Below are 18,173 nucleotides of genomic sequence, written 5' to 3' on the forward strand. Positions count from 1 at the left end.
TTTTTTTAGGTAAATACATTCACTAGTAAGCAATTCCAGGCTTAGTTAGTGAGAGGCTTTTTCATCAACTTGCCTTCAATGCGTCAAGTTTGTTTAATGACTATGAAAAAATTGTTTAAAGTATACTTAGGTACTTAAAAATATTATATACAATGTATACTTTAATTTGCAAACAATTGTATAATCACGTATAGATACGGATACACATTTTTATTAATTTATTAAAGAATAATGGGAATAACAGAGTTTTCTATTAGCAATAAAGTGATTATAAAGAGTTTAATTACGCCAATTGAAATGATTATTGCGCTAAAGAAAGCGTTGTAGCAGTTAGACTTGTCCAAAAAATAAAAATTTAAAATAGAGGTGCTAAAGATGACTGACGTACTTGCAATCAGTGCAAATATGAAGCAAGAAGCTGCCCAATTACCGCTGGTTGTAGAAAATTTTGACAGTTTTTGGGATAAAGAAATCAGACCGTTATTTACACATGAGTCTCTATCTTTCAGGGTGAAAACTCTTAATGGAAACTATGTTAAGTACATCAACTTGGATAATGGAGCTACAACCACTCCCTTTGCAACCCTGAAGCAGTATGTAGACGAGATGCTTGACACCTATGGCAGTGTGCATCGAGGTTCTGGGCAAAAGTCCATCATTACTACACGAGAATATGACGCCAGTCGGAACATTATTCGGGACTTTGTGGGATCATCTTTAGACAACTATGTAATCTTTGCGAAGAATACAACAGAAGCAATTAATGGAGCTGCTACACTTTGGGCCAAAAAACCTGGAAAAATCTTAGTTTCTGATATTGAGCATTCATCAAACTTGCTGCCTTGGGTTACTAGAGACGAAGTTGTGCAGTACAGAACCCAGCCGGACGGAAGTGTAAGTATCGCAGAAATTGAAGATATCTTCAAGGCACATCAAAATCTCCCCGAAACCGAGCAAATTAAGTTAGTAACTATTACAGGTGCTTCGACAATTACAGGTTACAGACCCCCGATTTACGAAATTGCAGCCTTAGCACATCGGTATGGTGCTAAAATTTTTGCCGACGTGTGTCAGTTAATTCAGCATGAACGAGTAGATATGCGTCCAGATGATGACCCATGTCATTTAGATTTTGTGGCTTTCTCTGGACACAAAATGTATGCGCCTTACGGAACTGGGGTTTTGCTGGGGCCAAAGGAATTTTTTGATAGCTCCTACCCTTATCAAATCGGTGGTGGAAACCTACCTTATATCACTAGAAACTTAGAGATCAAGCGTTTTTATACAGAACGGGCCCATGACCCTGGAACACCAAACGCAATGGGTGCGATCGCCATTGCCAAGGCGATTCAAATTATCGAAGCCCTTGGACGCTCGCGCATTGCTAATTACGAACATTCTCTAGTTGACTTCACATTCACACGACTTCAAGCTATTCCTGGTGTAAAAGTACATATCCCAGGAGATAATTTAGCCCATGTTATTCCCTTTGATATTGATGGGTTTGATGGACGCTTAGTAGCAGAGATTCTGGCACAAGAATACGGAATTGGGGTTAGGGCTGGGGCTTTCTGTACATACGAATACATTCGCAAACTCAAGAATATTTCAGACGAGCAAGACCACCAAATTGCTCAGGAAGTAGACAGGGGAATTACGCGCAACATTCCTAGTATTATCCGAGCAAGCTTTGCTGTATATAATACATTAGAAGATTGCGATCACTTTATTGATGCGATCGCTCAAATAGCTAAAAACGGATTGGCTCATTATTTGCCCAATTACACACAAGATGAGATAACTGGTATTTGGACAGCGATAGAGGGTTAGTCTCGCCCCTTTTTCTCGCCAAAAGATATATAGTAGGGGCACGGCAATGCCGTGCCCCTACCCACTGAAAATTACAAATAATTACAAGGAGGTAATAGCTTGAGCGATGAAAACCTCTTTGACCAGGAGGATTATCTACAGGCACGGGTTGAACAGTGCATCTGGCAAAAAAGTACAGAAGCAGGTATTTCGCGCCAGCACTTTCTAAAAATATTAGCCACTATGGTTGGTGCAACAGCTATCGGGGGGTTAGCTAAACCTGCGCCTGCTCACAGTCAGGCAGCTATTAAAACCAAGGGCAGTAAAATACTTAAGCCATTGCCACCAGGGTATATCTCTCATAGCAAAGGCACATTAGAGATGAACTGGGAAGCGATGTATGGGCGTGGTTATTTAGTACCAAATGATTGGTTTTATGTTCATAACCGCAGTACACCTCCTCCTTTTGACCCATCTACATGGCGTTTGCAAATTCATGGAACTGGCGTTTCTGCCCCCTGCGAGTTCACTTACGATGAAATCCTTGCTATGCCATCCATCTCAGTCACTTGCGCCATTGAGTGTGCTGCTAATGGTCGGCGTTTCTTTGAAGAGGCTTATAACACACCACTCCCTGGAACACGATGGAGGCTTGGAGCTATTGGTGTGGCTGAGTGGACTGGTGTACCACTTGGCATGTTATTAGAGCGAGCTGGACTGAAATCCACAGCAAAAGATGTACTCGTTGAGGGCGCTGATGTGGATTCGCTGGACTCAAAAGGGACGAATAAATCCAAGTTTAACAATGTAGTTCCGATTAGCAAGGCATTAGCAGATAACTCGCTCCTTGTCTATGCAATGAACGGAGAACCATTACCTCCAGATCATGGCCAACCATGCCGTGCCTTATTCCCTGGTTGGGGAGGAAACGCCAACGTTAAATGGATTGAGCGGATTGAGGTTTCCCAAACACCGATATATACCCAGTGGGTGACGGAGCAAATGGTGCTGGTTGGTGCAGATTACCCAGCGATCGCACCATATAAAGGTAAGCTGATTACCTATCAAAATGTTAAGAGTGCCTTTGAGTTGGCTTGGCCAGCTACACTTTATGCTCGAACCCACTTACTACGTGGACGTTCTTGGTCTGGGAAAGGAAAGATTGTCCGTGTAGAAGTCAGCCTAGATGGCGGAAGAACTTGGCAATTTGCACGACTGCGAGAACCAAATTTTCCATTTGCATGGGTACGCTGGGACATTGAATGGAATCCAGTTCCTGGGGAATATTTTCTTCAAGCTCGTGCTACTGACAATTTAGGTAATACACAACCGAGTACAGTTCCGTGGAATGATTCTGGATTGCTCTACGGAGGCGTTGTTAGCCATCCGGTGACAGTACAAGGTTAATCATACTAAATTAGTTTTTTAGAAAAATATCTATTTATGATTGATTTTAGTTGGTTGATTTTAATAACTGGGGGTTTAATATCTGGAATTATAGCTGGACTTTTAGGAATAGGTGGCGGTATTATCACAATTCCTCTTTTAGTCACACTAGGTTATACTCCCGTTCAGGCGATCGCTACTAGTAGCCTTGCTATTGTGATTACTTCAATTTCTGGAAGTTTGCAGAATTGGCGAATGGGTTACTTTGACTTTAAACGAGTAATTTATTTAGGAATTCCAGCTTTTCTAACTACTGGAATAGGTGTATATTTTGCCAATAAAATTCCATCTTACATAATATTATTTACATTTGGCATTATCTTACTTGCTAATATTTATCTGATTGAGCTTCGCAAGCAACTGGCTTTAAAAGAGAAAGAGAATACAGCCCCAGTCTTTAACCCCTTAGTTTCTAAAATTGGCACTGGGGGAGCAGCAGGAATTTTAGCAGGTTTATTTGGCTTAGGTGGCGGTACGATTATGGTGCCACTACAAATGTTATTACTGGGAGAAGAAATTAAAGTAGCAATTCAGACTAGTTTGGGTGTGATTGTTATCACTGCTTTAGCCGCCTGCACAGGACACACATTAGAGGGAAATATTCTGTTTCTTCAAGGTATAGTTTTGGGATGCGGAGGTCTTTTAGGCGTTCAGATGAGTACTCGTACATTGCCAAAACTACCAGATTCCACTGTAAGTTTAGTGCTTCGTATTTTCTTAGGAATACTATCAATTTATATTTTTTGGGAAGCTTGGACAAATTATCAATTCATAGTTTCAAATCCAATCAATGAAGAATTATCAGCTAGTTACCAACAAGATTCCCAACTTCTCTAAGAAGTCAGGAATCTAAGCTTTTTCAAGGTAGCCACCGGGGATGAAATCCGGCTAAGGGGAGTTGTTCTGGTCTAATTTCAACAGTCGCAGCATCAGCGATGGGTAACAAAGGCATTAACCACAGGCTACTGGTAGCAATAACATCTCCATCATCAGTTTTTAAAGTATTTGTGGGTAATGATGCTGGGGGATTTGTCTGCGGTACTACTTGGTCAAATAACAAGCCCAAACCGTCAGATGATAAACTCATTTGCACATTCCGTTGAGCGGGAGGCAGTACTAGAAGTGGTTTCTGTTGCCCGGTTCTCAGATCAATTGCCACCACATAAGGCTGTTCTATATATTGTTCCTTGGATACTAGCTGTGTCAGCAAGCAATAGAGGGTGGGTGAGGCAATATCAAATTGGCAGCTGAGAATTGAGCCTGTAGTTTTTAATAGTTGTTTCTGGACACCTTGGTTTGTCACTAAAAACAAATCTCGCGTGTAATCTGTATTAAACTTTACCATCGCTGCTTGAGAGCCATCTTTAGAGAAAGCTTGTACCAAACCAAACTGCGGCAGAAAATCTAGGGGTTTCCTGGCATCACCTTGCAGTGGTAGGATGGCTGCTCCTTGTCCTTGGGCAACTGCTACGGCTTGACTATCTGGTGTGATCATAAAGTCTCCCCCAGGTTGGCTTTGCAGACGTTTAGGGGTGGGTTTTTCTGTTGAACTGTTACTGGTTGCTGGCATAAACCATAGTCCAAAGTCGCCAGGATTATTTTTATTGCCCCGTTGGATTACAATAGTTTGCCCATCAGGTGATAAGTCAAATTTCAAGTTTTGATAATCTTTACTATCTAAAACTAAGTCAACTTTGCCTGCTGGTTCTACTTCTTGTCCAGATTTACCAGGAACGCCTGTTGTCACTGTGTAGAGTTGGGCTGAAAGTAAGTCTTGGTTCTTAGCCGCGCGAGCCGAAAATAAAATTTTTCCCCCATCAGGAAAGGACTCAAAGTCTATTACTATCAGGTCTTGAGGGGTAAGTAGCCTTTTTTGCTCTTGGGTTAAGTTGTAAAGAACTAACCGTCCCTGTTCTTCTTTATCGGTTCCTATGTAAAGGATGACGCGATCGCGTGTGCGGAAGCTACCAACAAACGGCTGTATCACCCGATTTTTGCCTTCTTCCTCTGCAAACTTATCTTTGGCTCCTTGTAACTGCACTTTATAATTCGTGCCGTATGGTGCTGGTGTCACCAGTGTATAAACCATCCGCCGCCCAGCCCAACTGAATTTACCTGCTAGGGGTGGCTCGATTTTCAAGTTATCCTCTACACTTTTTACTTCCATTGGGCGGCTGAAGGTGAGGGTGAAAGAATTATCTTCTGCCCCAATTTGTTGATTTTGCCAGGTAAATTCCCGGACACGAGCAGTTACTACATCACCTTGCAATATGATTAACCCAATCAACACACTCAGCAGTAACATTAGTGCGATCGCTATGCGATCTAGTGGTTGGATAAATGCTTTAAATTTCGTCATTGGTTATTGGGCATTGGGCATGGGGCATTGGGCATCAACAAATGACTAATGACTAATAACTATAAGGATTCTGTGGTTGAGGAATCTTTTTGAGAGAGGTAGCAGCAATGGTAAGTTGGCGTTTACCTGCCAAATTTTCTGTCACCATTTGTCCTTCTACTTCCAGCCAGGTATCAGGGGAATAAGGCTCTTGATTGTTTGGGAGTTTAACGGGTAATCCTACAGGGTAAGCATCTGCTGCACAGCAAGTTAAGACAAATCGCGCTAAGAACAAATATTCTTTTCCTATATCTGGCGGGTGGATGACAAATCCCTGCACCTTGACTTTTTGTCCTGTATATGTATCTGGCTCTGGATAGACATTGACAGTGCGTACCCAGTCTACAAGCGATCGCTCCTCTGGACGAACAGTAGCTCGAAAGGCTTGGGGTTTGACGCGTGTGCTTCCCAATAAATCAGCCGTCACACCCCTTTGGAGTGCTTTGTCACTAGCAAAAACTTGCGGTGTAATGATAAAACCTAGAATCGCTGTAGTCAACAACAAAGTACTGCCCCAGCCAGGGGGAAATAAACTAATATGCTGGGTATTTGGCGTAACATCACGGCGACGCCGTTGCCAAAGTTCCTGCATCTTAAATAAACCAATAATGATGAAGCTGATACCAGTTACAACCGCCAACCAAATGTAATTTGGGTGAATTAACAGGTTCAGCTTGTTAGTTAGCCAATATCTCAACATCAAAATGCCCCAAGCTGTAATTGCTAAAGCATCCAGCCAAGGGAGTAACAGATTAGGGATTTTAGATTTGGGATTTTTGTTAGTCATTAGTCATTGGTCATTAGTCATTAGTCATTGGTCACTTGTACTGAGCGTAGTCGAAGTAAGCTGAGGTAAGTCGAAGTATTGGTCATTGGTCATTAATCATTAAACAATTGGACTTTGGACAAATGACAAATAGTTTTTTAAAAGACGTGCAAATTCAGAAAAAGGGTGAATAAAAATGTCAATTGTGCTGCTAAAGCAAATAAGTAAAAGATAGTTTTTGGTTTAAAAATAGATAACATCAAACCAACACTTTTGATGTCAATCATTGGGCCAAACACCAGAAATGCCAACAATGAACCACTGCTAAAGGTCGAGGCAAAAGATAGTGCAAAAAAAGAATCGACTGTAGAACAAATTGACACCACTACTGCTAATATCAGCATGACCACAATTGAAGTAATGGGGCCAGCACCTAAACTGAGAATTAATTCACGGGGAGCTAGCACTTGAATAGCAGCAGCGATCGCACTTCCTAAAATCATCACTCCGCCTAATTCTCGTAATTCTTGGATGCTATTATCCACAACTAGGCGCAGTTTAGCTGCAAGCGGTTTATCGGGGATAGAGATTAAGGTAGGCGGTACAAAATTCGGATCTATCCGCAGAGGTATACCTGCTTTTCCTCCTAAGATATAAGTCCCGGATTGTAACAGATTCGGTACTGTTGCTTCCTGTTGTACTTGGGAATGTTTACCACGACCTTTGGTTTGGGGCTGTGTAGGCGGATTATACTTCATATACCGAGCGATCGCAGGTTGGACTATGGGATTTAAGTCCTTTTGAAAACTGAAAACAAACCCGATAATTGTAGCAATTGCTAGAGAAAATACGACTCGTAAGACTACTATTTCTGGCTGATCTCGAAATGCCGTCCAAGTTGCCCAAATTACAACTGGGTTAATTGTTGGTGCTGCTAGCAAAAAACCAATTGCTACTGGCATAGGTACTCCCTGAATTAGGAACCGCCGCGCTACTGGTACATTCCCGCACTCACACACTGGAAATAAAAAGCCGATCATGCTGCCAACTAAAGCACCCAGCAACGGATTTTTGGGCATTTTTTCTACTAATTTGCGCTCATCAACAAAAAACAGCAGCAAACTGGAGAATAAAACCCCAAGAAGCAAAAAAGGCATCGCCTCGACTAGCAGACTTAGAAATATCGTAAAACCATTGTTCAATTCATTCATGGGCGTCGCAGTCAAAAGCGGTTTTTAGTTTTAGGGTTCTGCCTAGTCATTCTATCGAAATGGGGATCAAAAGCAGTTCGGGAAAATTAAACATTATTTAAGTAGCAAGTTGTCTTACGTTTCAAGTAGCGCTTAAACGCTATAAACCTTTGGTTCAGCCAAGATAGCGATATTTACCTGAGTGCATTTACTGACGATGACCATTTCTAAGATTGTCTCAGTTCAATAATTGTTCCATTCTAGAGAGCAAGTAACTGCATAGATGATTTGAAATTAGCTATGTTTATACTTACAGTAATTTGCTGGATAAGATATTAGCTCGGCTGTATTCTCATCAAGGATTCACAGTTATTCAACAATTGGGGATCACTCTTGGTTGCTACCATCATTGATTTTGGCTAGTTCTGGCAAAATTTGATCTGGGCTTTGGTTGATTTTGTACTATAAAAACTCTAAAAATGCAAGATTAAAGTTTAGCAAACACAGAAAATAATTGGGGGAATCTTTCGGCGTTAGCGATCGCCTGACTTTCTACATGACGTGTAAAGTTGCGCGATCGCGAGTCACTAAGCCTCGAAAGGAGCGTCAAAATCTGAGACAAGCATATCCCCGACTTCTTAAAGAAGCCGGGGATATAGTCTACTAGTTCACGATTATTTTGTACGAGCGCTGTTAATTAGGTTTTGATGGAGTTCCCCAAATCTTGATTTGTCGATCAAATCCACCACTGGCAAGAATTTTACCATCAGGACTAAAAGCGATCGCACTCACCCAGTCTGTATGTCCACTCAGTGTATTTATTAACTCACCTGTAGTTAAATTCCACAATTTAATCCCATCTCTGCCAGCACTAGCAAGGGTTTGTCCATCGGGGTTAATGGCGATCGCATTCACCCAGTTATTATGTCCTATGAGGGTGCGGACTAATTCTCCAGTATTAATATTCCACAGTTTAATCGTGCGATCGCGGCTAGCAGTAACTAATGTTTGTCCATCTGGTGTAAAGATCGCACTGCTAACAACATTATCATGAGCTACAAATTCACTGATTAATTTACCAGTACTCAAACTCCACAGCTTAATTACACCCTTATTGTCACCACTAGCTAAGGTCTGCCCATCAGGACTAAGGGCTAGGGTATAAATCAAATTATCAAAACGTACTAGAGTACCAAGTGGGCGCTGCTGTAGCAAATCCCATATCCGAATCCCATCTAAAGCTCCACTAATGAGAACTTTACTATCAGGAGACACCACTAAAGATAATACGTTACTCGTATGTCCGACAAAAGAGCGGGTAAATTTAAAATTTTTCAGGTTCCAGAGGTTAATCGTGTTGTCATCACTACAGCTAGCGAGGGTTTGCCCATCTGGTGAAATCACTAAAGATTCTACGGCTGTTTGGTGTGCTTTGTTAATATTCCCCAAATTTTTGCCATTTGCTGGGTTCCACAGGCGAATTACACCCTCGTTTTCTGCGCCTCCACTCACAAGAACTTTGCTATCTGGACTGAAAGCGAGGGATTTAACAGTTCCGTTATGTCCTATGAGTGTGTAAAGTAGTTGGACATTAGCAAAGCTATTGGTAGTTTGGGAGTTTGGTGTTACCTCAATGGCAGCATGAGCTTCATGAATATGAAACCCTTCCCAGATAGTCACTGGAAGGGCGACAGCTGCCATAAATGCCAGGATAATATCCGGCCGCAAAAAATTACCCCCACCTCTTCCCTCACTACTCACACTTTTTCCTCACTTTTATAGATCCGGTTACTCCAATCAATTTTGCAGAGTTATTAACTAATAACTCTGCACTTCCTAAAAAGGTGGTTTTTTCTTAGAAACGCTTAACATTGGTAAAGGCGCACTAGAAGAACGAGAGGGCAAATAATGTTGCACTACAGGCTCCTCTGGTAGAGGACGACGCTGCTGGAAACGCCACAACTTAAAAGCTAGCGCTATCCCTGTTGTTCCCAAACCAAAAGCGAACAACGACCAGCTATCATTCAATCCGCCAATCAGGGCATCTATAGCGCCCATCGTAATCAATACACTGATTAGTGGCTCTTTTCGGTAGGTTGACTTCAAAAAACGAGGTAATACAGCATTCATCACAGCTTGGTTGGTTCCAGTTCACCTTTTGTGTATATTTACCAAGAATACCTCACCCGTAATTTGCCTTTCTCATCCAAGGCAGATATTAATTATGATTTTCTTTAGTAGGGGAGGAAGTGGACTCATTAATCGCCTTGTATATACTAGTAGACTGTGGCGGAAGTTTACCTACCTTTAAGTATGGGATTTTGCCCCTTGCCAAGTCTTGTTGATTGACAAAATGGCTTGATTTCCGCCGTCCTGTACTAGTTGCAAGTCTATAATATTTCTATCACGAATAAATATTCGATTCCTCTCTTGCTTACATTCTAGGGCAATAATTTACAAATAAGTCTAATTAAAGTATCTAGAGTGAAGTACTTGGCTATGAATTGTTAAAGTCAAAACCAACTGGTTGTTCCAGCTGGTTGAAACTCTTTTAATTACTAGCTTACAACTTCTACCTTGTGCTTGTGGGTGGCACTACTTCAGACCTAGCCATGATAGCACCCCTTGATTTGTTGTATATTCAATCACCAGCAGCAAACCAAAGCCAATCATTGCAGCTCGACCATTCAAGCGTTCAGCATATTCGTTAAAGCCAAACTTCGGCTCCTCTAGTTTAGGTGTAATCGTTGGTTGTATTTGTGTCATTTTTAAGATACCTTTTTTCGGCAAACGGGACTTGATGTTAGACTTCGCAGCACTTGTCGAGGATAAGCGGTAAAGGTTAAAGGAATAAATTTGTTCTTTTCCCCTTAATTTTTACCCTACACTTAGTAGCTTATCTGACTTTTTACAGTAGAAAACCTCACTTCTATTTCTCTCTTCCTTTAAGGAGGAGCCACTGCGCCCTTGCGGTTTCCCGACTTGTTCGCTCTTAGCGTTCTTGCAGGGTAGCACGTGGCGTCAGAGACTTTGAATTTTCCCCTTCCTATATCCGGAAGGGGGTTAGGGGGTTAGATTTTTCGTGGGCTTTTCTAGATAACGTGAAAAGTTAGGGTAGCTTAAAAGCTGATCGCAGGGCTTGAATGTCAAGATGACTTGATAAATTCAACAAAAGCTTCCTGGTAGGGAGCTATACAATCGCTCTTTTAATAAATTGTTACTATTCTTTATATATTGTATAAACACTGGGGTAATAGTCAAGAGCTTGAGTTTGAGGTTGCTCAAATTAAATTGAGAAACTTAGAACACAGATTAACTATCTCTATTACAGCTATCTGTAATAGATCAGTCGCAAGCTTGAAATTTGCAGGCTACAGTTAAACAAAAAAATTATCAGAGGCGATATATGGAAATCGGCGTTCCAAAGGAAAATAAAGATCAAGAATTTCGGGTAGGTTTAAGTCCTTCTAGTGTGCGGGTACTGCAAGAAAATGGTCATAGCATCTTCGTCGAGACGCAAGCAGGTACTGGTGCTGGATTTACAGATGACGACTACAGAAGTGCTGGAGCCGAAATTGTCCCCACATCAGAAACGGCTTGGAATCGGGAATTGGTTGTTAAAGTCAAAGAGCCGCTAACATCTGAGTATAAATTTTTGCAGAAAGGGCAGATATTATTTACTTATTTACATTTAGCAGCCGATCGCAAATTGACAGAGCATTTAATTGATTGTGGCACTTGTGCGATCGCTTACGAAACCGTAGAACAACCTGGTGTTAACAGACTACCTTTGCTCACCCCCATGAGCATAATTGCAGGTCGGCTAGCAGTACAATTTGGGGCCAGATTCCTAGAACGTCAGCAAGGTGGTAGAGGTGTACTTTTGGGTGGTGTCCCTGGAGTTAAACCAGGCAAAGTAGTAATTTTAGGGGGGGGCGTTGTCGGCACAGAAGCAGCTAAAATTGCCGTAGGCATGGGTGCTAGCGTCCAGATTTTAGATGTAAGTGTCGAGCGCTTATCTTACTTAGAAACACTCTTTGGCTCTAGAGTAGAATTGCTTTATAGCAACTCTGCTCATATTGAAGCCGCAGTCATTGAAGCCGATTTGCTCATCGGTGCAGTTTTAGTATTAGGACGTAGGGCACCAATATTAGTATCCCGCGAATTGGTCAAACAAATGCATCCTGGTTCTGTAATAGTTGATGTTGCTGTTGATCAAGGCGGTTGCATAGAAACTTTACACCCCACATCCCACACAAATCCGGTATACGTTGAAGAAGGTGTGGTGCATTATGGCGTTCCCAATATGCCAGGAGCAGTACCTTGGACAGCAACTCAGGCACTCAATAATAGTACATTACCTTATGTTGTCCAATTGGCGAATTTGGGAATTTTGGCACTGGAAGTTAACCCAGCATTAGCTAAGGGTGTGAACGTGCAGAATCATCACTTAGTGCATCCTGCTGTACAACAGGTATTCCCTGATTTGGTAAATTAAGATGTGCAAGGATTAGGCGATCGCTTATTTCAATAGAGGTAGCGATCGCCTACCAAAGCCGCACCATACGCCCACACCAGCCATCTAGCTTTTACCCTTCTGCCATCATTTTTTTAGCCTCTTCTAATATTTCTTCATAAGAAAAGTCAGTTCTGTTTATCCCTTGACTCAGGCTTTTCTGTATCAACTTATGTCGTGCTTCTTCTAATGGATAACGTTGTATATGAATCGGTATTTGAGATATAGCACAACCAGAACCAACTCCTTCAATTTTGTCAGTAAATACAGCTACTGACTGATGATGTTCGGGAAAACGAATGAAAAAGTTTTTATCTGTTGAGTTTTGATGAACTTCTATTAACCGTATATTTTCAGCATCTGCTACTTTTTTAGCTCCAGATTGCAGTCCAGATGTGGTTACAATAATTCCATATTTGGCTCTTACATCTTTAATAATATAAGCAAATGCTGCTATAATGTTTTGCTCTACTCTCGCCTCATTTTTGTAATGTTTGCATTCAATCAATATAAGATCATTTTCATCATAGCCATAAGCATCTACCTGCCACTCTGTTCCAGATTTTCCCGAAAAATACTCTTTTGATTGAATTTTGAGATCGGGTAAATTAAAGTGTTCTTCTAAATATTTTTTAACTCTTTCATCATTAAGAATGGCTCTTGTATATTCTTCATATTTTCTCCAGTCAGTTTGGTTTTCAAGCATAAAATTTACTGATAATATACATTATAAAGATTTATTCAAGGAGCCAAAAGTTTAAATTCACAAAGCACTAATAAAACTTTGCGTATAGTCAGTGCTTATGGGATTAAGTTAATTTTAATCATTTTTATCTAATGTTACTTTTTCACTTTCAACAGTCATCACCACATAGAATCTCCTCTTTCCCATCTGGTTGGTATCGCGCACACCACCCATCTTGCTTACGCCATTCGTGATTAATTTTTATTATTGCTGATATCGCAACTGTGCCGATGCTAACCGCGATAACAATACGCTTCCGTCTAAACTTTGGGATATTTAGGATTAGATTTTTGGTTATTATGCCCTAGCAGCCGTCGAAGCTGTCTAGGGTTTTAACGTGATCGCACGAGCATGTTCGAGCAAAAGTTGGTTTTCTTCTTCAGTCATCACAGTTCTGGCAAATAGCAACTACTTAATTATTCTTTTACGATCTCATACTTTATTTATATTTATTGGAAGAATAAAAACCGGGATGCTCCCCAACGAACAAAGCATCGGTCGCATGGGTCAATCTAAAATTTAAAATCCCAAATTATTTAACTACAGCGATCGCGTCACTTTGAGCAACCAATAACATCACCCCAAGCTAGTAGTAAAATCAAGTTTTTAAAGCATCACCAAACTACCTTGTGCTTCTTCCTCTAGTTCATAACCATTAGCTAATTTTTCAATTGCTTGGTCAATCATTGCCAAACCCTGATCTACCTTTTCAACCAAACTTAGCTGTCCTCGGAGTTCGGCAGCACCAACGAAACCTTTAGCATACCAAGTCATGTGCTTACGGGCTTGACGCACACCGCGATCGCCTTTATATTCCCACAAGGCTTGTAAATGATCTCTTGCACATTCCAAGCGCCCAATCGGGGTTGGTGATGGTAAAATCTCTCCAGTTTTCAGGAAGTGATCAATTTCTCCCACCAAAAATGGATAACCCAAAGTTCCACGGGAACACATTACACCATCAGCGCCAGTTTGTTCTAAACATCTCACCGCCGCTTCAACGGAAAAAATATCTCCGTTCGCAATCACTGGGATAGAAAGCACTTCTTTTACACGGGTAATCCATTCCCAACGCGCATTGCCATTGTACCCTTGAGCGCGGGTGCGTCCATGTACCGTAATCATTTTCGCCCCGGCATCTTCCATCCGCTTGGCAAAGTCGAGAATAGTAATTTCGTTGTCATTCCAGCCAATACGGGTTTTTACTGTCACAGGGACATCAACAGCTTTTACCACTTCCCGCACAATTGCCTCTGCTACTTCTGGTTGCCGCAACAACGAAGAACCGCCACCATTTTTAGTGATTTTATTTACCGGACAACCCATATTAATATCAACAGTATCAGCACCTTCGGCAACTGCTTTTATTGCTGCTTCTGCTAAGAAATCTGGACGACAATCAAATAGTTGAACACTAATTGGGCGTTCATTTGGATCTACCTCCATGATTTTGGGTAACTGCTTGACATAATGCAACCCTGTAGCATTCACCATTTCGGTATACATCATTGAATCTGGTGCATAGCGACGCACGAGACGGCGAAACACCATATCTGTTACCCCAGATAGAGGCGACTGGAGAACCCGACTTTTTACCTCGAAGGAGCCAATTTTGAGAGGTTGGGAAAGTCTAGCTTGGAGAATGGGAGAGAGCGAAATCATAGAAAAAATTAAAAATTGTGCGAATGGAAAATAGGAAAAATATTTAGGAGTATCTGCGATAAGTGCTAATTGTAAGTTACGTATCCTGACTTGGAGACTGTTTTTGCATTTCTTGCTGAATCTCTTCTAGGCTCAAACCTAGCTCTTTCGCTGTGTCTTCAAAACTCAATCCCAATCTCAACAACAAAGGTATCATTCTAAACTTTGCTTCACGCGCTCCTTCTTGTTTGCCTTCTTGCCTACCTTCTTGTTTGCCTTCTTGATAAACTCGTGTTTGTTTCAAATCACTTAACCCAAACATACCTTCAATCTCCTCTCGACTCATCGTCGGAAACTTATAAACTAATATTGTCTCTATTAATTCTAGTAACTGCCGCCGTTGTGGTTCAATGTTGATTTCTTGCTGGCTTGAAGTTTATTAACTGCCTAGCAGCGATAATTGCTGTCTCCTCTTCATCGACTACTAATTTCATCGTAGCAATTCCAACTGGCAATGATGCAGTTTCACCTAATTCATTAAGATAAATACGACTGATGCGTAGGCGTAGCCCGCCGTAGGCATCGCTAGTGAAAAATTCACTGTAATTCCTGATATCTGCTGTATCTAGACTGCGATTGGGATAGATAACTACTCCTTGCCAAGAATTTTTAGGTTTGTTTTGGCGTAAGTATAAAAAAATTTCTGAAAATAAGCGTGAATAAATTTCTGTGTCAGTTTGAAACTGGACTTCAACAAAATAAATCGGATTTTCTTCCCCTTGTGTTGGGAGAAAAACACCATCTATACGGAATGCCGTTTGTTTGATTTCAATTGAGGAGAATTTATAAGCCTCTGCTATTTGGGGCGAATTACCAATTAATTCAAAAAAGATGCCAGGAAATTCTTGAAAAAGGCGATAAAAAATGCTGTCAGTTTTCACACTTGATGCACTACGGTGATTTAATCCGTTAGATTTTACCGTGAAATACTACTGATAAAAATTAGTAAGCCGACGGCAAATCAGCAGTCGGCTTACTAATTCATGATAATTTAGTTGCAATTTAGCCGTGAGTTGCACCTTGAGGAGGACGCGAGACAACTTTTTTGGCTAAACCCAAAGTCTGCAAAACTAGGATGCTCCACCAAGTAACATCAATCTCCCACCAAGAAAACCCAGATTTTGCCATGTGGGGATAAGTATGATGGTTATTATGCCATCCTTCTCCATAAGTGACGATGGATACCCACCAAAGATTACGAGCGCCATCATTGGCATCAAAGGTGCGATAACCCCACAGGTGTGATGCTGAGTTCACAAACCAGGTTGAGTGCCAAAGCAAGACACATCTGAGAAACACTCCGTAGAATACAAAAGACCATCCTCCTAGAGCATAAAGCAGCAGCCCGAAGGGTATTTGCAACAGCAAGAAGTAGCGATCCAGCCAGCAATAAAAGGGTTGTCTTGCTAGGTCAGGAGCATATTTTATATAGGTGTCATAGTCAAAAAATTCTGGACGCGGGTAGAAAATCCACAGTATATGGCTCCACCAAAATCCTCTTTGGGCAGAATAGGGGTCTAAATTGATATCTTCCGTGTGGGCGTGATGCTGGCGGTGTCCACCTACCCAAAAAATTGGCCCGCCTTGCAAAGCTAGCGCTCCAATCAGGGCGATCGCATACTCTAACCACTTGGGAACCTGGAAACTTTTATGGCTCAGTAGTCGGTGATATCCCAGGCAAATACCAATGCTCCCAAATAACCAGTGAAGAAACACTAGCAAACCTAATGCTGGCCAAGAGAAAAACCAAGGAGCCAGAAGTGCTAAAGCATGAAATGCAGCAAAAAATACCACATTCGTCCAACTGAGTCGAGGTGAGTTGCCTCTCTCAGGGGCGATCGCCCCAAAATTTGCGGTCATAAAAATTCCTGTTGATGGATGAGAAAGCGATTTGCTTTTTATCGGGCATAATCCCATAGGGATTTACCCGCCTTGTACACTAGTTCGTTACAGTAGGTAAAGCAAGTATCACTTACATTTGTTATGCTAGCAGAACTCTGATACTTCTTGCAAGTGCCACTTGCATTTTTTTATGTCATCTCAACTCATTTCCACTCGTCAACGCCTGATTCAAGCTGCACTTGAATTGTTTTCTGCTCAGGGAGTAAGCGCTACCACAACCCGCCAAATTGCTGAAAAAGCCGAAGTCAACGAAGTAACTCTGTTTCGGAATTTTGGCAATAAGCATGGATTACTTTTGGCTGTACTGGAAGAGTCCGCAGCCTTCAAAGATTTAGGTGAATCGCTGGTGCGGCGGGCAACACCTCCTGGCAATGTTTACCAAGCTCTTAAAGATTATGCAAGTGATAGCTTACATGCATTAGAACGAGTACCAGAGTTTGTCCGATCTGTGGTAGGTGAAGCCGACCAATTCCCGGCAGAAAATCGCCGCGCACTAGGCAGGGGAGTAACTGAGGCAAACCGTTATGTAGCTCAGTATTTAGCTACTGTAATCCAGCAAGGACACCTAAATACCTATTTACCCGCAGAAAAATTAGCAAGTTTGCTGAATGGGATGATTTTGGGATATGCAGTAATTGAGTTCACCAGCGAATTTCACGAACTTTGGGAGGATCGGGATGATTTTCTGGAAAATTTGGTGGAGTTGTTTTTACATGGAGCCATGTCACCCTCAGCAGAATCAGCAACAAACTCCTTACAAGGAGGATTCACTACCACAGAAGTAGCAGATTTGCCAGCTAGTTTAGTTCACGAAATTCTGCAACAGTCCAGGAAATTTGGAGTACGAGATTATGCCTTGGCTTACGTATTATTTGGGGCTGGGTTATCCGCCACAGAAATAACTAGCTTAGAGCGATCGCACCAAATCTACGATACTCAAGGGCACTTCCTGCAAATCACAATCCCCGGACTCGTCCGTCAAGTACCTGTGAATCAGTGGATTTTGGGCAAACGCTACGGCTCTTACACTAATAATCCTTTAATCAAATGGCTAAAAAGTCGTAAAGATGCTCAAACAGCCATGTTTTTGAATGAAACAGGCAAACCGATTTCCGAATCAGAGCTTCAGACACGTTGGCAAGTATGGAGTGAGGGACTGTTAACTCCCCAAGGACAAACGCCAGCTGTAGCACAAGCACAACAAACCTGGCGCGTAGAAATGTTAATGCGGGGGATCACCTTAGAAAACTTGAGTATTTTAACAGGTTGCGATCGCAACCAATTACAACCCTATGCCCGCCGAGCCAGAGAAAAAGCCGCCCTAGAGCAAGCCACCCGTTTGGATCATAAGCCAGGATAGGGAGTGGGGAGATAAGGGACTTTCAAATAAAAAAATAATCAATCGCTTTGGAGAGCAGGGGAAGCAGGGGGAGAAGAAATCTAAGAGTCGTATTTAGATGCAGGAATTGAGTAATTTAATTTTTGGAGTTTATGTTAAGCGGTGTAGCCACAATCAATTCTGATCCAACAACTGACTAAATTGATGGTAGCGCACTCTCTCTTTTTTACTTGTTTCAAAAGTCAGGAGCAATTCCCCTATTTGCTACCAGATAAAGGAGCGATCGTCAAGTCGCTTCTCGAAATGAAAAATTAAAAATATAAAATTAAAAATTGCAATCATTGTGGGCTGCTGAACCCAC

General features: G+C 41.6%; 15 protein-coding genes and 1 pseudogene. 5 read left to right on the top strand and 11 right to left on the bottom strand.

Going from position 1 to position 18,173, the window contains the following annotated elements:
- Positions 1–375: 375 nt before the first annotated feature.
- From ACFFAP_RS23540 to ACFFAP_RS23550, 3 genes are all read left to right on the top strand, one after another.
- Positions 376–1,830, top strand: a complete 1,455-nt coding sequence (locus tag ACFFAP_RS23540) for an aminotransferase class V-fold PLP-dependent enzyme (RefSeq protein WP_375513494.1) — start codon at positions 376–378, stop codon at positions 1,828–1,830.
- Between the two features lie 99 nt (positions 1,831–1,929).
- A complete protein-coding gene (locus ACFFAP_RS23545) occupies positions 1,930–3,216 on the top strand; it encodes a sulfite oxidase (RefSeq protein WP_375513495.1) in 1,287 nt (428 codons plus the stop codon).
- Positions 3,217–3,252: 36 nt separating this feature from the next.
- Positions 3,253–4,092 (top strand): sulfite exporter TauE/SafE family protein, encoded by an 840-nt coding sequence (locus tag ACFFAP_RS23550; protein ID WP_375513496.1) that lies wholly within the window; start codon positions 3,253–3,255, stop codon positions 4,090–4,092.
- Between the two features lie 22 nt (positions 4,093–4,114).
- Here ACFFAP_RS23550 and ACFFAP_RS23555 read toward each other — a convergent pair whose 3' ends face one another.
- The 7 genes from ACFFAP_RS23555 to ACFFAP_RS23585 all read right to left on the bottom strand — a co-directional run bounded on the left by ACFFAP_RS23555 (position 4,115) and on the right by ACFFAP_RS23585 (position 10,375).
- Positions 4,115–5,614 (bottom strand): hypothetical protein, encoded by a 1,500-nt coding sequence (locus tag ACFFAP_RS23555; protein WP_375513497.1) that lies wholly within the window; start codon positions 5,612–5,614, stop codon positions 4,115–4,117.
- Positions 5,615–5,666: 52 nt separating this feature from the next.
- On the bottom strand, positions 5,667–6,440 hold the full coding sequence (locus ACFFAP_RS23560) for a TIGR03943 family putative permease subunit (protein WP_375513498.1): 774 nt from the start codon (positions 6,438–6,440) through the stop codon (positions 5,667–5,669).
- Between the two features lie 137 nt (positions 6,441–6,577).
- A complete protein-coding gene (locus tag ACFFAP_RS23565) occupies positions 6,578–7,630 on the bottom strand; it encodes a permease (protein ID WP_375513499.1) in 1,053 nt (350 codons plus the stop codon).
- A gap of 466 nt (positions 7,631–8,096) precedes the next feature.
- Positions 8,097–8,231 carry a hypothetical protein gene (locus ACFFAP_RS23570; protein WP_375513500.1) on the bottom strand — a complete coding sequence of 45 codons (135 nt, stop codon included), beginning with the start codon at positions 8,229–8,231 and terminating at the stop codon, positions 8,097–8,099.
- A gap of 71 nt (positions 8,232–8,302) precedes the next feature.
- On the bottom strand, positions 8,303–9,310 hold the full coding sequence (locus ACFFAP_RS23575) for a WD40 repeat domain-containing protein (RefSeq protein WP_375513508.1): 1,008 nt from the start codon (positions 9,308–9,310) through the stop codon (positions 8,303–8,305).
- Between the two features lie 135 nt (positions 9,311–9,445).
- Positions 9,446–9,739, bottom strand: coding sequence for a hypothetical protein (locus tag ACFFAP_RS23580; protein WP_375513501.1), 294 nt, complete (start codon positions 9,737–9,739; stop codon positions 9,446–9,448).
- Positions 9,740–10,204: 465 nt separating this feature from the next.
- A complete protein-coding gene (locus ACFFAP_RS23585; protein ID WP_375513502.1) occupies positions 10,205–10,375 on the bottom strand; it encodes a hypothetical protein in 171 nt (56 codons plus the stop codon).
- A 640-nt stretch (positions 10,376–11,015) separates the two neighbouring features.
- On the opposite strand from ACFFAP_RS23585, the gene ald reads away from it, so the two are divergent.
- The gene (ald, locus tag ACFFAP_RS23590) at positions 11,016–12,107 is read left to right on the top strand and encodes an alanine dehydrogenase (RefSeq protein ID WP_375513503.1); all 1,092 of its coding nucleotides are present in this window, start codon (positions 11,016–11,018) and stop codon (positions 12,105–12,107) included.
- Between the two features lie 91 nt (positions 12,108–12,198).
- Here the strand turns inward: ald and ACFFAP_RS23595 are convergent, their stop codons facing one another.
- The 4 genes and pseudogenes from ACFFAP_RS23595 to ACFFAP_RS23610 all read right to left on the bottom strand — a co-directional run bounded on the left by ACFFAP_RS23595 (position 12,199) and on the right by ACFFAP_RS23610 (position 16,431).
- Positions 12,199–12,831 carry a restriction endonuclease gene (locus tag ACFFAP_RS23595; protein WP_375513504.1) on the bottom strand — a complete coding sequence of 211 codons (633 nt, stop codon included), beginning with the start codon at positions 12,829–12,831 and terminating at the stop codon, positions 12,199–12,201.
- A 645-nt stretch (positions 12,832–13,476) separates the two neighbouring features.
- Positions 13,477–14,532, bottom strand: a complete 1,056-nt coding sequence (gene dusB, locus ACFFAP_RS23600) for a tRNA dihydrouridine synthase DusB (RefSeq protein ID WP_375513505.1) — start codon at positions 14,530–14,532, stop codon at positions 13,477–13,479.
- 76 nt (positions 14,533–14,608) lie between these two features.
- Positions 14,609–15,452, bottom strand: a pseudogene (locus tag ACFFAP_RS23605) (Rpn family recombination-promoting nuclease/putative transposase).
- A gap of 121 nt (positions 15,453–15,573) precedes the next feature.
- Positions 15,574–16,431 carry an acyl-CoA desaturase gene (locus ACFFAP_RS23610; protein WP_375513506.1) on the bottom strand — a complete coding sequence of 286 codons (858 nt, stop codon included), beginning with the start codon at positions 16,429–16,431 and terminating at the stop codon, positions 15,574–15,576.
- Between the two features lie 172 nt (positions 16,432–16,603).
- Here ACFFAP_RS23610 and ACFFAP_RS23615 point away from each other — a divergent pair, with 172 nt between their 5' ends.
- Entirely contained in the window at positions 16,604–17,833 is a 1,230-nt protein-coding gene (locus ACFFAP_RS23615) for a TetR family transcriptional regulator (RefSeq protein WP_375513507.1), read from the top strand.
- Positions 17,834–18,173: the final 340 nt, after the last annotated feature.

It is taken from the genome of uncultured Nostoc sp. (assembly GCF_964245575.1).
GTDB lineage: Bacteria > Cyanobacteriota > Cyanobacteriia > Cyanobacteriales > Nostocaceae > Nostoc.